Source organism: Acidovorax sp. (assembly GCF_047607405.1).
GTDB lineage: Bacteria > Pseudomonadota > Gammaproteobacteria > Burkholderiales > Burkholderiaceae_C > Acidovorax.
Window position 1 is genome coordinate 66,042 of record NZ_JASGDA010000088.1, and the last position, 14,842, is coordinate 80,883.

General features: G+C 67.1%; 13 protein-coding genes and 1 tRNA gene. 7 read left to right on the plus strand and 7 right to left on the minus strand.

What is annotated here, in order from left to right; genetic code table 11:
* Nucleotides 1-53: 53 nt before the first annotated feature.
* Nucleotides 54-2,312 carry a DUF1631 family protein gene (locus QM569_RS10335; protein ID WP_414987143.1) on the plus strand — a complete coding sequence of 753 codons (2,259 nt, stop codon included), beginning with the start codon at nt 54-56 and terminating at the stop codon, nt 2,310-2,312.
* Between the two features lie 49 nt (nt 2,313-2,361).
* Here the strand turns inward: QM569_RS10335 and QM569_RS10340 are convergent, their stop codons facing one another.
* Genes QM569_RS10340 through QM569_RS10365 form a run of 6 tightly spaced genes read right to left on the minus strand, consistent with a single transcriptional unit; the run spans nt 2,362 to nt 8,658 of the window.
* Nucleotides 2,362-3,978 carry an ABC transporter ATP-binding protein gene (locus QM569_RS10340; RefSeq protein WP_414987144.1) on the minus strand — a complete coding sequence of 539 codons (1,617 nt, stop codon included), beginning with the start codon at nt 3,976-3,978 and terminating at the stop codon, nt 2,362-2,364.
* Complete coding sequence (locus QM569_RS10345) at nt 3,975-5,018, minus strand: ABC transporter permease (protein ID WP_414987145.1); 1,044 nt, start codon at nt 5,016-5,018, stop codon at nt 3,975-3,977. Before QM569_RS10345 ends, QM569_RS10340 begins: the two co-directional genes overlap by 4 nt.
* The gene (hepT, locus tag QM569_RS10350) at nt 5,019-5,435 is read right to left on the minus strand and encodes a type VII toxin-antitoxin system HepT family RNase toxin (RefSeq protein WP_414987146.1); all 417 of its coding nucleotides are present in this window, start codon (nt 5,433-5,435) and stop codon (nt 5,019-5,021) included.
* The gene (gene mntA / locus QM569_RS10355) at nt 5,425-5,835 is read right to left on the minus strand and encodes a type VII toxin-antitoxin system MntA family adenylyltransferase antitoxin (RefSeq protein WP_414987147.1); all 411 of its coding nucleotides are present in this window, start codon (nt 5,833-5,835) and stop codon (nt 5,425-5,427) included. The genes hepT and mntA overlap by 11 nt, the downstream gene beginning before the upstream one ends.
* Before the next feature lie 14 nt (nt 5,836-5,849).
* On the minus strand, nt 5,850-6,863 hold the full coding sequence (locus QM569_RS10360; protein WP_414987148.1) for a microcin C ABC transporter permease YejB: 1,014 nt from the start codon (nt 6,861-6,863) through the stop codon (nt 5,850-5,852).
* A 7-nt stretch (nt 6,864-6,870) separates the two neighbouring features.
* Nucleotides 6,871-8,658: an extracellular solute-binding protein gene (locus QM569_RS10365; RefSeq protein ID WP_414987149.1), complete on the minus strand. Its 1,788-nt coding sequence runs from the start codon at nt 8,656-8,658 to the stop codon at nt 6,871-6,873.
* An 86-nt stretch (nt 8,659-8,744) separates the two neighbouring features.
* On the opposite strand from QM569_RS10365, the gene fabI reads away from it, so the two are divergent.
* Together fabI and QM569_RS10375 are read left to right on the plus strand one after the other, a co-directional pair.
* Entirely contained in the window at nt 8,745-9,545 is an 801-nt protein-coding gene (gene fabI, locus QM569_RS10370) for an enoyl-ACP reductase FabI (RefSeq protein ID WP_414987150.1), read from the plus strand.
* A 17-nt stretch (nt 9,546-9,562) separates the two neighbouring features.
* The gene (locus QM569_RS10375; protein WP_414987151.1) at nt 9,563-10,534 is read left to right on the plus strand and encodes a DNA ligase; all 972 of its coding nucleotides are present in this window, start codon (nt 9,563-9,565) and stop codon (nt 10,532-10,534) included.
* Nucleotides 10,535-10,541: 7 nt separating this feature from the next.
* On the opposite strand, the gene QM569_RS10380 is transcribed toward QM569_RS10375, so the two are convergent.
* Entirely contained in the window at nt 10,542-12,824 is a 2,283-nt protein-coding gene (locus tag QM569_RS10380; protein WP_414987152.1) for an Orn/Lys/Arg decarboxylase N-terminal domain-containing protein, read from the minus strand.
* Between the two features lie 145 nt (nt 12,825-12,969).
* On the opposite strand from QM569_RS10380, the gene QM569_RS10385 reads away from it, so the two are divergent.
* The 4 genes from QM569_RS10385 (at nt 12,970) to QM569_RS10400 (ending at nt 14,818) form a co-directional block, all read left to right on the plus strand.
* On the plus strand, nt 12,970-13,377 hold the full coding sequence (locus QM569_RS10385) for an NfeD family protein (RefSeq protein ID WP_414987153.1): 408 nt from the start codon (nt 12,970-12,972) through the stop codon (nt 13,375-13,377).
* Nucleotides 13,378-13,400: 23 nt separating this feature from the next.
* Nucleotides 13,401-14,327 (plus strand): SPFH domain-containing protein, encoded by a 927-nt coding sequence (locus tag QM569_RS10390; protein WP_414987154.1) that lies wholly within the window; start codon nt 13,401-13,403, stop codon nt 14,325-14,327.
* Between the two features lie 46 nt (nt 14,328-14,373).
* Nucleotides 14,374-14,463, plus strand: a tRNA-Ser gene (locus QM569_RS10395).
* 172 nt (nt 14,464-14,635) lie between these two features.
* Nucleotides 14,636-14,818: a hypothetical protein gene (locus QM569_RS10400; protein WP_414987155.1), complete on the plus strand. Its 183-nt coding sequence runs from the start codon at nt 14,636-14,638 to the stop codon at nt 14,816-14,818.
* The last annotated feature ends 24 nt before the right edge of the window (nt 14,819-14,842 follow it).

A 14,842-nucleotide genomic window follows, 5' to 3' on the forward strand; every position in this document is an offset into this window, starting at 1 on the left:
GTTTTGGCCCCTTTCGCCCTTTACGATCGCGGGCTCTGGCATTCCCTCGCACCATGGCCTCGCAACACACCGCCCCGCCGCCCGCAGTGCTCCAGCACATCGTCCACGACGTGCTGGCGAGCGCAAGCCCCCTGATGGACCGCGTCATCGAGGCTGCGCGCCTGCAACTGCAGACGCGCGAGAGCCAGGCCCGCACGCCGGGCGAACACCAGGCGATGCTCGACGCGCGCCAGCAGATCGCGCGCCTTGCCAACGTGATGAGCGAGCGCTACCCCGAGGCGCTGCGCAAGGCGCTGGACAGGGAATCGGCGCAGCGCGAGAAGTCCACGCGCTCGCTGTTCTCCATCCAGTTCGACGAGCTCGAACTGATGGACGAGACGCAAATCACCGAAAGCGTGGAGCGCGCCCGCGCCCAGCAAATGCTGGTCTCCGCCGTCGAAGGCCCCCTGGCCGACCTGGACGCCCTGGTGAGCGCCGCCCAGGGCCACCCCAAGGTGCTGCCCGAACAAAACCCCCTGCGCCCCGAAATGTTCCTGCAGGCGCTGCAGGCGGTGGTGTCGCAGATGCAGGTGGCCGAACAGGTGCGGCGCGATTGGATGGGCCACATGGCCCAGGCGCTGGGCGCTGAACTGCGCACGCTCTACCCCACGCTGACCGAGCGCCTGAAGCAAGGCGGCGTGCAGCCCGCAGGCTATGCCATGCGCCAGGCTGGCGGCCAATACGTGTACGTCGCCCAGCCCCGGGGCGGCGCAGCCCCCGGCTTTGCCGACGAGGGCGAGCTGCCCGCCCAGGCCGCCGACCCGCGCCTCACCCTGGACCGCCTGCGCCGCCTGCTGCTGGGCGAGATCCGCGAAGCGCCGCCGCCCGCCGCCGCGCCCGCACCCGGTGAAAGCTTTGCCGAGCGCTTCGCCCGCGAGTTCGAGGGCCCCGACGCCCCTCCCCCCGTCGATGCGCCCGCCACCGACTTCGCCATGACCGTGCCCGCCGCCTTCGAGGCGCTGCAGGAGATGAACCAGGTCGGCCAGATGATGGATCGCCTGGGCAGCCAGCCGCAAACCGCCCAGCGCCAGCCCACCGCCGGGCTGGCCCAGGCCCTGAGCATGGAAGTGGTGGCCCTGATGGTGGACAACATCGCCCGCGACGAGCGCCTGCTGTGGCCCGTGCAGCAGTTCGTGCGGGCGCTGGAGCCCGCGCTGCTGCAGCTGGCGCTGGCCGACCCGCGCTTCTTCAGCAACAAGGAACACCCGGCGCGTCGGCTGCTGCAAGAGATCACCGACCGCAGCCAGGCGTTCAACAGCACCGAGGCGCCGGGCTTTCAGCGTTTTCTGCGCGGGCTGATCACCATCGCGGGGCCGCTGTCCACCGACACCATCGAGGGGGCCGATGATTTCGAGCGCGTGCTGCAGCAGCTGCAGGCCGCCTGGGCCGAAAACGAGCAGGCCCGCAAGCTGGAGCGCCAGCGCGCCATCCAGGCGCTGCAACACGCCGAGCAGCGCCACCTGCTGGCGGCCAAGCTCTCGCGCGAGATTGCGCAGCTGCCCCAGATGGGCGACATGCCCGACGAGATCACGCGCTTTCTGACGGGCCCCTGGGCCCAGGTGATGGCCGAGGCGCAACTGACCGACAAGACCGGCAGCCCCGACCCAGGCGGCTGCCGCGAACTGGTGGAGTCCCTGATCTGGAGCGCCCAGCCCAGCCTGACCCGCCTGAACACCGACAGGCTCGCGCGCCTGCTGCCCAAGCTCGTGCCCCGGCTGCGCGAGGGCCTGGATTCCATCGGCTACCCGCCGGCCAAGACAGAGCCCTTCTTCGACGTGCTCATGCAGCTGCACCAGCAGGCGTTCAAACTCGCGCCCGCACAGCCTGCCCAGCCTGCCGAGCCCGCTCCCCCGGCCCAGCCCGCCCCCCTGCCCGCCGAGGAAGAAGAGCAGTGGGTCGCCCCCGCCGAAGCCAAGGACTCGGGCTTCATGGAAGCCTCGCTCATCCCCGCCCCTGCGGTGGCACCGCCTGCCGCGCAGGCTGCCAGCGCCGCCCCGCCCCCGCTGGCCGTCGGCACCTGGGTCAACCTGCGGGTGCGGGACCAGTGGGAGCGCACCCAACTGTCCTGGGTCGGCCCGCACGGCACCATGTTCCTGTTCACCAACGCCGCTGGGCGTTCACAGTCCATGACGCTGCGGGTGGTCGAGCGGCTCATCCAGCAAGGGGCCATGCAGGTGCTCGCGCAGCAGAACGTGGTGGACGGCGCCCTGGACGCCGTGGCCCAGGCCGCCATGCGCAACAGCGTGGACAGCCAGCCCGGAGATTGCTCCTGAATTAATAGCTAACAGCGCTTACTGCACAAGCGCTAGACGCCAATTTGTCTCAAACTTTTTCAGCACCCGCCGCCGCCACCAGCCGCTGGGTGTAGGGGTGGCGGGGCGCATCCAGCACCGCGTCCACGCTGCCGTGCTCCAGCACCTCGCCGTCCTTCATCACGATCACCTGGTGCGCCATGGCGCGGATGACCTGAACGTCGTGCGTGATGAGCAGGTAGCTCAGGCCCTTTTCCTTCTGCAGGCGCTGGAGCAGGCCCAGCACCTGCTGCTGGATGGTCACGTCGAGCGCGCTGGTGGGCTCGTCCAGCACCAGCACCTGGGGCTGCACGATGAGGGCGCGCGCGATGGCCAGGCGCTGGCGCTGGCCGCCGGAGAATTCGTGCGGGTAGCGCGCCAAAAGGCGCGGGTACTGGGCATCGGCCAAACCTACCTCGGCCAGGGCGGCCTGCACGCGGGCGCGGCGGTCGGCAGCGCTGAGGGCGGGTTCGTGAACGCGCAGGCCCTCGCCCACGATCTCTTCGACCGTCAGGCGTGGCGACAGGGACGAGAACGGGTCCTGGAACACCACCTGCACGCGGCGGCGCAGTTGCCGGTTGGCAGGCGTATTGCGCGTGGCGGGCTGCTGCCATGCCTGGCCGCCCACTTGCAGGTCGCCCGTGTGCGGCAGCAGGCCCAAAATGGCCTGCGCCAGCGTGGACTTGCCCGAGCCGGATTCGCCCACCACACCCAGCGTCTGGCCGGGCGGCAGCGCCAGCGTTGCGCCCTGCACGGCGACGAACTCGCCCTTTTTGAACCAGCCGCGCACGCCGGGGAGCGGCGTGGGGTAGGTCACGCGCAGGTCTTGCGTGTACACCACCGGGGCCGTGCCCTCGGGCGGCGCGCCTTCCGCCACGTTGCGGCGGGGCTGGCTGGCGATCAGGCGCTGGGTATAGGGGTGCTGCGGCGCGTGGAAGACATCGGCCACGGCGCCCTGCTCCACCAGCACGCCCTGCTCCATCACCGCCACGCGGTCGGCAAAGCGGCGCACCAGGTTCAGGTCGTGCGTGATGAGCAGCACGGCCATGCCGGTCTGGCGCTGCAAGCTGGACAGCAGGTCGAGGATCTGGCCGCGCAGCGTCACGTCCAGCGCCGTGGTGGGCTCGTCGGCCAGCAGCAGGCGGGGCTCGCTGGCCAGGGCCATGGCGATCATGGCGCGCTGGCGCTGGCCGCCGCTCAACTGGTGCGGGTAGCTGCCTGCGCGGCGGGCGGGGTCGGGGATGCCGGTCTTTGCTAGCAAATCAATAGCTGCCTGCGCACACTGGTCGGGCGCCAGCCCCTTTTTCAGCTGCAAGACTTCGACGATCTGCGCACCGATGGTCATCAGCGGGTTGAGCGCGGTCATGGGCTCCTGGAACACCATGGCGATGTCGCCGCCGCGCACGCCGCGCATCTCGCGCTCTGAAATTTGCAGCAGGTCGCGCCCGTCCAGCATGGCCTGGCCGGTGATTTTGGCATCGCCCGCCAGGCGCAGCAGGCTGAGGGCGGTGATGGTCTTGCCCGAGCCGGATTCGCCGACCAGGGCGAGCTTTTCACCCGGGGCGATGGAGAAGCTGACGCCGCGCACGACCTCTTTGTCGCCAAAGCGGACGTGCAGGTCATGTACGTCTAACAGCAGACCGCTCATAGATCTGCCTTTCGCGGGTCGAGCGCATCGCGCAGCGCGTCGCCCATGAAGGTGAGCAGCAGCAGCGTGACGACCAGCACGGCGAAGGTGGACAGCGATATCCACCAGGCGTCGATGTTGTTCTTGCCCTGACTGAGCAGTTCGCCCAGCGACGGCGTGCCCGGCGGCACGCCCAGGCCCAGGAAGTCCAGCGAGGTCAGCGCCAGGATGGCCGCGCTCATGCGGAACGGCAGGAAGGTGACGACGGGCGTGAGGCTGTTGGGCAGTATGTGCCGCCAGATGATCTGCCCGTTGGGCACGCCCAGGGCGCGCGCGGCCTTCACGTAGTCGAGCTGGCGGTTGCGCAAAAACTCGGCGCGCACGTAGTCCGACAGGCCCATCCAGCCGAACAGGCTCAACAAAATGAGCAGCAGCGCCACGCTGGGCGCGAACACGGCGCTGAAGATGATGAGCAGGTACAGCTCGGGCATGGAACCCCATATCTCGATGAAGCGCTGGAACGCCAGGTCGGTCTTGCCGCCGAAGAAGCCCTGGATGGCCCCCGTGACCACGCCCAGCAGCACGCCGGTGACGGTGAGCGCCAGGCCGAACAGCACGCTCACGCGAAAGCCGTAGAGCAGCTGCGCCAGCAGGTCGCGGCCCCGGTCGTCGGTGCCCAGCCAGTTGTCGCGCGTGGGAGCGGACGGGTTGGGCGCCTTGGCAAAGTAGTTGAGCGTGCCCGGGCCGTAGGGGTTGAGGGTGTAGAGCGCCCAGTTGCTACCCTGGCTCAACCGGTCCTTGATGAACGGGTCCAGGTAGTCGGTGGGCGTCTCGAAGTCGCCGCCGAAGGTGGTCTCGGGGTAGTCCCGCAGCAGGGGGAAGTAGGTCTGCCCCTCGTAGTACACGACGAGCGGCCTGTCGTTGCTGATCAGCTCGGCGCACAGGCTGACGAGCACCAGCGCGCTGAAGACGAGCAGGCTCCAGTAGCCCAGGCGGTTGCGCTTGAAGCGCAGCCAGGCGCGGCGGGAGGGGGAGAGGGACACAGGGGCTTGCACAGTCATTCAGGTAGCGTCCCGCTGAAGCAGGGTCTGGCTGTAGTCCAGGAAGTCATCCAGGTGCTTCTCGATGATGGCGATGGTGATGGGCAGTTGCAGGGCCTGGTAGTCATGCACGGCGATGTTGCGAAAGCCCACCATGCGTTGCAGCCCGGCGGCCAGCGGTGCGGGAATGCGGCCGCCCTGCGCCAGCAGCGCGAAAACGTCGCGGGCGCTTTGCGGCACGCCCAGCCTGTCGCGGCGGATGAGGTGCTGGCCCATGTCCAGCGCGGCCTCGCAAGCGCGCTGGATGTTCAGGATGGCCGCGTCCTGGCGGGTGAAGTCGGTAGCGAAGCTAGCCGGTTCGCGGAAGTATTCCTCGCGTGCGCGCGCCACGCAGCGCTCGATGGTGGCGGCCTTGTTGATCAGCACGTCATCGGCCATACACGCTCCCTCTTTTCTGAATGTCGTCCAGCAGCCCGGCCCGCGCCGTGTCCAGCGCCGTTTTCTCGCTCAGGATCGCGCTCTCGAACAGCGCAGCCCGGCTGTCGCGCGCCCACCAGCGCTGGCCCGTGGTGATGACCTGGTACTGCATCACCGTGGACGCAGCGCGCAGGTCCAGCAGATCGACGGCGCAGCCCGCCACGCCGGACAGCTCGCCCGCCAGTTGCCAGAGCAGCACCGGGTCGGCATAGCCTTCCACCAGCACGGCCAGGTCGAGGTCGCTGCCGGGCCCCGCCGTGCCCTGCACGCGGCTGCCAAAACCATAGACGGCCAGCAGGCCCGGCACCTGGGCTTGCAGCAGGTGCGCGATGGATTCGGATGCAAGGGTCTGCGTGTTCATGGCATCGCGGCAGGTCAATCGAACTTCACGCGCGGGTCCACCCATACGTAGCACAGGTCGCTGACGAGCTTGGTCACCAGCCCGATCAGCGTGAACAGGTACAGCGTGCCCAGCACGACCGGATAGTCGCGGCGCATCACGCTCTCGTAGCTCAAGAGGCCCAGGCCGTCGAGCGAGAACAGGGTTTCGATCAGCAGCGAGCCGGTGAAGAATGCGCCGATGAAAGCAGCAGGAAAGCCAGTGACGATAGGGATGAGCGCGTTGCGCAAGATGTGCCGCCAGAGCACATGCCGATCCGACAGCCCCTTGGCGCGGGCCGTCAGCACGTACTGCTTGCGGATTTCTTCGAGGAACGCGTTCTTGGTCAGCATGGTGGTGACAGCGAAACTGCCCAGCACCATGGCCGTGACCGGCAGCGTGATGTGCCACAGGTAGTCCACGATGCGCGCGCCCCACGCCATGTCGCTCCAGTGGGCCGATGTCAGCCCCCGCAGCGGGAACCACTGCAACTGCCCGCCAAAAATGACGAGCAGCGCCACGCCCAGCACGAAGCCCGGGATGGCGTAGCCCACCAGCACCAGCAGCGTGGTCACGAAGTCGAACCGAGACCCCGCACGCACCGCCTTGGCGATGCCCAGCGGCACGGCCACGAGGTAGCTGAGGAAGAAGGCCCACAGGCCCAGGCTGATGGAGACGGGCAGCTTCTCTTTCACCAACTGCCACACGTCCTTGTTCTGGAAGAAGCTCTTGCCCAGATCGAAGCGCGCGTAGTGCCCCAGCATCTGGAAGAACCGCTCGTGCGCGGGTTTGTCGAAGCCGTAAAGCTTCTTGATCTCCTCCACCTGCCGGGGTTCGAGCGCGCGCCGCGCGCCCTGCCCGCCGAGTTGGCCCTCGCGGTTGGTCAGTTGCGACATGAGTTGCTCCACCGGCCCGCCAGGCACGAACTGGATCACCGCGAAGTTGAGCACCAGCACCCCCAGCAGGGTGGGCACCATCAGCAGAATGCGTTTGAGCAGGTAGGCCAGCATGTGTCTCTCACTCGCTCCACCACATCGTCAGCAGCCACGACCCGGCCAGCAGGTGGGGCGGCAATCGGGGCGGGTGCCGCAGGTGGCTTTTGTGCGCCATGAAAAACTGCTTGCCGTAGTACATGGGCACCACGTAGTGCTGGTGCAGCAGGTAGCGATCCAGCGCCCGCGCCCCCGCCGCGATGGCCCGGCGGTCGGGGCTGGAGACGATGCGTTCGATCAGCTCGTCCACCACCGGGTCCTTGATGCCCGGCAGGTTCTGGCTGCCTTTCTCGTCGGCGGACTTGGAACTGAAATCGTCGTACAGCTCGTTGCCCGGACTGGAAGAGCCGCCGAGCAGGGTGACCGCCATGTCGAAGTCGAACTCGTCCAGCCGCTTCTTGACGATGCTGGGGTCGGCCAGCCGGTACTGCAGCGTGATGCCCAGGCGCGCCAGGTTCCGCGCGAAGGGCGCGAGCACGACCTCCGACGAGCGGTCGGTAATGTCCATGCGGATAGTGAATGCCTCGCCCCGCGCATTGCGCAAAGCGCCGTCCCGAAAGGTCCAGCCCGCATCGGCCAGCAGGCGCTGGGCCAGCAGCAGGTTGCGGCGCAGCCCCCCGGCAGTCCCGCCGGTACCGGCATGCGCGGGCAAAGGCCCTTGCGTCTTCGCCACGTACTCGGCGCGGTGGCGCAGACTGTCGATGAGCGCCTGCTCGTCCGCGCTCACCTGCGGCCTGGCCATCAGGTCGTCGGTGTTGGTGAAATAGCTGCCGGTGCGCGCACGGCGCTGGTAGAAAACGCGTTGGTTGAGCCAGTCGAAGTCGAACGCCAGGTCGAGCGCGCGGCGCACCCGCACGTCGGCGAACTGCGGCCTGCGCAGGTTCATCGCCAGCCCCTGCATGCCCGTGGTGCGGTGGTGATCGATCTCGGCCTTGACGATCTCGCCGGAATCGAAGCGGCGGCCCCGGTACTTGCGCATCCAGGCGCTGATGCCGGTCTCCTCCAGCGCATCCAGTTCGCCCACCTTCAGCGCCTCCTCCTCGCCGAGACGGTCGCGGAAGTAGAGATAAGTCACCGTGTCGAAGTTGAACATGCCGCGCCGCACCGGCAGCTTGGCGGCCCAGTAGTCAGCGCGGCGCTGGTAGGTGATGTTCTTGCCCCAGTTCACGCGCTCGACCACGTAAGGGCCGCTGGCCAGCGGCGCTTCGTTCTGCAACTCGGACAGCGGCTTGCCGCCGCCCCACGCGCGCGAGAACACCGGCAACTGGCCCAGGATCATGTGCAGCTCGGAATTGCGGCGCTGGAACTCGAAGCGGATCGTGTATCCGTCCACTACCACGGCGCGCTTCACGTCGGCCCAGTACGAGCGGAAGGTCGGCGAGGCGTCCTTGCCCATCAGCGTGTCGAAGGAATGCTTCACGTCCTCGGCCAGCACCGGGTCGCCGTTGGAAAAGCGCGCCTCGCGCCGCAGGCGGAACGTAACCGACAGCCCATCGGGCGCCAGTGCGAAATCCTCGGCCAGCAGGCCGTAGCGGCTGAAGGGCTCGTCCTCGCTCGGCGCGGTGAGCGAGTCGAACACCAGCCCGTACTCCGCGAACACGAAGCCGTTGCCGCTGTAGCCCATGCCCGCCACCATCTGCCCGCGCAGCGTGAAGGGGTTGAGCTTGTCGAAGCTGCCCGACGCCGACAGCGTGAGGTGCCCGCCCTTGGGTGCATCGGGGTTCACGTAGTCGAAATGCGCGAACGTGGCAGGGTACTTGGGCTCGTAGCCCATGCCCATGGCAGGCACCGCCCAGGCGGGCGCAGCCAGCATGAACGTCAGCGCAAAAGTCAGCAGAGAAGGCAAAAACCGCATGCGACAATTCTGCACCACACATCGACACACACAGGAGAACAACAATGGGTTTCCTCACCGGCAAGAAGCTGCTCATCACGGGCGTGCTGTCCAACCGCTCCATCGCCTACGGCATCGCCCGGGCCTGCCACAGCCAAGGCGCCGAGCTGGCCTTCAGCTACGTGGGCGAGCGCTTCAAGGACCGCATCACCGAGTTCGCGGCCGAGTTCGACTCCACGCTGGTGTTCGACTGCGACGTGGCCGACGACGCGCAGATCGAGCGCATGTTCGCCGACCTGTCCGCCGCCTGGCCGAAGTTCGACGGCTTCGTTCACAGCATCGGCTTCGCGCCGCGCGAGGCCATTGCGGGCAACTTCCTGGACGGCCTGTCGCGCGAAAACTTCCGCATCGCGCACGACATCAGCGCCTACAGCTTCCCGGCCATGGCCAAGGCCGCCCTGCCCTACCTGAACGACAAGTCGTCGCTGCTCACGCTGTCGTACCTGGGCGCGCTGCGCAGCATTCCCAACTACAACACCATGGGCCTGGCCAAGGCCAGCCTGGAGGCGTCCGTGCGCTACCTGGCCGAGGCCGTGGGCCGCACGGCGGACGGCCGCAGCATCCGCGCCAACGGCATCAGCGCGGGCCCCATCAAGACGCTGGCGGCCAGCGGCATCAAGGACTTCGGCAAGCTGCTCTCGCGCGTGGCCGACGCGTCGCCCCTGCGCCGCAACGTGACGATTGAAGACGTGGGCAACGTGGCGGCCTTCCTGCTGAGTGACCTGGCCTCGGGCATGACGGCAGAAATTACCTACGTGGACGGTGGCTTCAGCCAGACGGCGGGGCTGTCGGCGGACCAGGTGTGACCCGCACCCCCACTGAAATGAACCAGCCCCGCACGATCGCGGGGTTTGTTTTTTATATGGGTCTTTTTGGCCTCCAGCGCTTATCCATCAAGCGCTGCGCGCTATCAATTTTGATATTTTTTGGCACGGCACTCGCCCAGGCCGCCCCGCCCGCGCCCACGCTCGCGCAGCGCTACCGGCCCGGCATCGACGTGACGGCCTACTGGGTGAGCGAGAAGTACGACGGCGTGCGCGCGCTGTGGACGGGCCGCGAGCTGCTGAGCCGCCAGGGCCTGCCCATTGCCGCGCCCGCATGGTTCACCGCGGGCTGGCCCGCCACGCCGCTGGACGGCGAGCTGTGGGCCGGGCGCGGTCGCTTCGACGCGGCGCAGTCCGCCGTCGCCCAGGCCGTGCCGCAGGACGCGCAGTGGCGCGCTCTGCGCTACATGGTGTTCGACCTTCCCGGCCACCCGGGCGGCTTTGGCGAGCGCCTGCCCGCCCTGCGCCACACCGTGGCCGCGCTGGGCCAGCCCTGGGTGCAGGCCGCGCCGCAGTGGCGCGTGGCGAGCCACGGCGCGCTGATGAAGCAACTGCACGACCACGAAAAGGCAGGTGCCGAAGGGTTGATGCTGCGCCGCGACGACGCGCCCTACCGCGGCGGGCGCAGCGACGACCTGCTCAAGCTCAAGTCCTTCGAGGACGCGGAAGGCCGCGTGGTGGGCCACGTGCCCGGCAAAGGCAAGTACGCGGGCCTGACCGGCGCGCTGATCGTGGAGCTGCCCAGCGGCCAGCGCCTGCGGCTGGGCAGCGGCCTGACCGACGGGCTGCGCCGCTCGCCGCCGCCCATCGGCAGCGTGGTGACCTACCGCTACAACGGCACGCACCCGGGCGGCCTGCCGCGCTTCGCGCGCTTCTGGCGCGTGCGGGCGGATGCGCCGCCGCCTGCAACTGAAATACAAGGCAAATCGGCCTCTAGCGCTTACCTGTCAAGCGCGAGCAGCTCTCAATAAAGGAGCATCAGCGCGCCGCGACGCAGTCGGCGTAGTAGCGCACGTCGCCGTTGTCGTCCTCGATCTCCACCAGGCCGTGGATGTCGGTCTCGAAGCCCGGGCAGAGCTTGGCGAATTCGCGCGCGAACTTGAGGTAGTCCACGATCTTCCTGTTGAACACCTCGCCCGGGATGAGCAGCGGGATGCCCGGCGGGTACGGCGTGACCAGGCCCACGGTGATGCGGCCTTCCAGGTGGTCGATCTCCACGCGCTCGGTCTGGCGGTGGGCGATGTGCGCGTAGGCGTCCGACGGCTTCATGGCGGGCGTGAGGTCCGACAGGTACATCTCGGTCGTCAGGCGCGCGATGTCGTACTTGGCGTACATCTCGTGGACGTGCTGGCACAGGTCCTTCAGGCCCATGCGCTCGTAGCGCTTGTGCTGCTGGCAGAACTCCGGAAGGATGCGCCACATGGGCTGGTTCTTCTCGTAGTCGTCCTTGAACTGCTGCAGCGCGGTCAGCAGTGTGTTCCAGCGGCCCTTGGTGATGCCGATGGTGAACATGATGAAGAAGCTGTACAGGCCCGTCTTCTCCACCACCACGCCGTGCTCGGCCAGGTACTTGGTCACGATGCTGGCGGGGATGCCGGTCTTGTCGAACTTGCCGTCCAGGTTCAGGCCCGGCGTGACGATGGTGGACTTGATCGGGTCCAGCATGTTGAAGCCGTCGGCGAGCTGGCCGAAGCCGTGCCATTTGCTCCCATTTTTCTTGCCCTTGCCGTCGCTGCGGATGATCCAGTCCTCGGCACGGCCCAGGCCCTCGTCCACCAGCTTGTCCGGGCCCCACACCTTGAACCACCAGTCGTTCTTGCCGAACTGGTCCTCCACCTGGCGCATGGCGCGGCGAAAGTCCAGGGCTTCGAGCAGGCTTTCTTCCACCAGCGCGGTGCCGCCGGGCGGCTCCATCATCGCGGCGGCCACGTCGCAGCTGGCGATGATGCTGTACTGCGGCGATGTGGACGTGTGCATCAGGTACGCCTCGTTGAAGAGGTGCCTGTCGAGCTTGGCGGTCTGCGAGTCCTGCACCAGCACGTGCGATGCCTGGCTGATGCCGGCCAGCAGCTTGTGGATGGACTGCGTGGCGTAGGTCACCGAATACTGGGGCCGCGTGCGCTTCTTGCCCATGGCGTGGTAGCTGCCGTAGAACGGGTGGAAGGCCGCGTGCGGCAGCCAGGCCTCGTCGAAGTGCAGGTTGTCCACATAGCCGTCGAGCATGCCCTTGATGGTCTCGGTGTTGTACAGGACACCGTCATAGGTCGATTGCGTGAGCGTGAGCACGCGCGGCTTGACCTTCTTGGCATCCACGCCCTTGAGCAGCGGGTTGGCCTTGATCTTGGCCTGGATGGCCGCGGGTTCGAACTCGCTTTGCGGGATCGGGCCGATGATGCCGAAGTGGTTGCGCGTGGGCTTCATGAACACGGGGATGGCCCCGGTCATGATGATGCTGTGCAGGATGGACTTGTGGCAGTTGCGGTCCACCACCACCACGTCGCCGGGCGCCACGGTGTGGTGCCACACCATCTTGTTGGACGTGCTGGTGCCGTTGGTCACGAAGAAGCAGTGGTCGGCGTTGAAGATGCGCGCGGCGTTGCGCTCCGATTCGCCGATGGCGCCGTTGTGGTCCAGCAGCTGGCCCAGCTCTTCCACCGCATTGCACACGTCGGCGCGCAGCATGTTCTCGCCATAGAACTGGTGGTACATCTGGCCCACGGGACTTTTCAAAAACGCCACGCCGCCCGAGTGGCCGGGGCAGTGCCAGCTGTAGGAGCCGTCCTCGGCGTAATCGAGCAGGGCCTTGAAGAACGGGGGCTGCACGCTCTCCAGGTAGCTCTTGGCCTCGCGGATGATGTGGCGCGCCACGAACTCGGGCGTGTCCTCGAACATGTGGATGAAGCCGTGCAGCTCGCGCAGGATGTCGTTGGGCAGGTGGCGGCTGGTCTTGGTCTCGCCGTGTACGTAGATCGGCACCTCGGTGTTCTTGCGCCGCACTTCGCCGATGAAGTTGCGCAGGCTCAGCACCACCGGGTCCAGCCCCTCGCCCAGCGTGAACTCCTCGTCGTCGATCGACAGGATGAACGCGCTGGCCCGGCTTTGCTGCTGCGCGAACTGCGACAGGTCCCCATAGCTGGTCACGCCGACCACCTCGAAGCCCTCGGATTCGATGGCCTGCGCCAGCGCGCGGATGCCCAGGCCCGAGGTGTTCTCGGAGCGGTAGTCCTCGTCGATGATGATGATGGGAAAGCGGAATTTCATGGCGCGGCCCCGTCCAGCGGGTTTCAACAAGCAAATAGGCGCGAAGTGTAAGGAATAAGCCCGGCGCGCCTTTGAGCACTGCGTCTTTTCACCCAGAATGTGGTGCGCTCAATACAGACAACAAAACACAAAAGGAGGTTTGCACATGCAGGAATCCACCCTTTGGTGGCTGGCCGCAGGGGCCCTGGTCGTGGCCGAGCTGGTCACCGGCACGTTCTATCTGCTGATGGTGGCCACCGGCTTCATCGCTGGCGCCCTGGCAGCGCACCTGGGCTTCGCGCTGCCCGTGCAGATCGCGGCGGCGGCCATCGTGGGCGCGGGCCTGGTCGTGGCCCTGCACCAGATGAAGAAACGCCGCCCCGGCGACCGCAGCGTACACCTGGACTTGGGCGAAACCGTGCTGGTCGAAACCTGGAACCCCGACGGCACCAGCACCGTGAAATACCGCGGCGCCCAATGGACCGCCATCCACCGCCCCGGCAGCACCCCCGCCACCGGCCCGCACCGCGTGGCCGAGCTCGTGGGCAACCGCCTGCTGGTGGACCCGATTTAACCCATCGTTTCAGGAATCACTCCATGGACAAGACCGTCATCGCCACCGTGCTTTTCGTCATCTTCATCGTCTTCGTCGTCCGCTCGGTGAAGGTGGTGCCGCAGCAGAACGCCTGGGTCAAGGAGCGCCTGGGCAAGTACGCGGGCACGCTGTCGCCGGGGCTCAACTTCCTGGTGCCCTTCATCGACAAGGTGGCCTACAAGCACAGCCTCAAGGAAATCCCGCTCGACGTGCCCAGCCAGGTCTGCATCACGCGCGACAACACGCAGCTGCAGGTGGACGGCATCCTGTACTTCCAGGTGACCGACCCCATGCGCGCCAGCTACGGCTCCAGCAACTACATCATGGCCGTCACGCAGCTCGCGCAGACTTCGCTGCGCTCGGTCATCGGCAAGCTGGAGCTGGACAAGACCTTTGAAGAGCGCGACATGATCAACGCCCAGGTCGTCTCGGCCATCGACGAGGCCGCGCTGAACTGGGGCGTGAAGGTGCTGCGCTACGAGATCAAGGACCTGACCCCGCCCGCCGAGATCCTGCGCTCCATGCAGGCCCAGATCACTGCCGAGCGCGAAAAGCGCGCGCTGATCGCCGCATCCGAAGGCCGCCGCCAGGAGCAGATCAACATCGCCACCGGCGAGCGCGAGGCGTTCATCGCGCGGTCCGAGGGCGAAAAGCAGGCCGTCATCAACAAGGCCCAGGGCGAGGCCGAATCCATCAAGGCCGTGGCCGAAGCCAACGCCCAGGCCATCGAGCGCGTGGCCGCCGCCATCCGCCAGCCCGGCGGCGAGCAGGCCGTGCAGCTCAAGGTGGCCGAAAAAGCCGTCGAAGCCTACAGCCAGGTCGCATCCGACGCCACCACCACCCTGGTCGTGCCCAGCAACATGACCGAGGTCTCGGCCCTGGTGTCATCCGCCATGAAGATGATCCAGGCCCATCAGCGCAACGCCTAGCCCTCGCCAAGGCCGCCCGCGAACGGATGCTACAATCGCGGGCTTCGGAGAGGTGGATGAGCGGTTTAAGTCGCACGCCTGGAAAGCGTGTGTGGGCTAATCCCCACCGCGGGTTCGAATCCCGCCCTCTCCGCCAAACATAGGCCCAAGTGATTCCCTCACTTGGGCTTTTTTCTTTTCTTCTGCAACCAAACGCAACGGCACCCCGGTATCGGACTTGTCCGACAGACAGGGGACGACCAGCTTGCTGAAATCCCGCCAACGGCCATTGCGGCCACTTCGCCTGATTGACGGAAAAGGATTTCGCCATGAAACGCCACCCCATTCCTGCGGAAACACGCGCATTGGCCGCGTTTGTAGGCACGGTCGTATTGGCGCTGCTGGCTGCGGTGTCCCAGCTGACGCCGGAAGTGGCGGTGCAGTCGGTGGATTCCGTGCCGCAGCTGCCGAGCGGGCTGGATGAGCTCCTGCTCAGCCGCTTGTCCGACTGAAGGCGGACGATTCGCGGTGCGTTG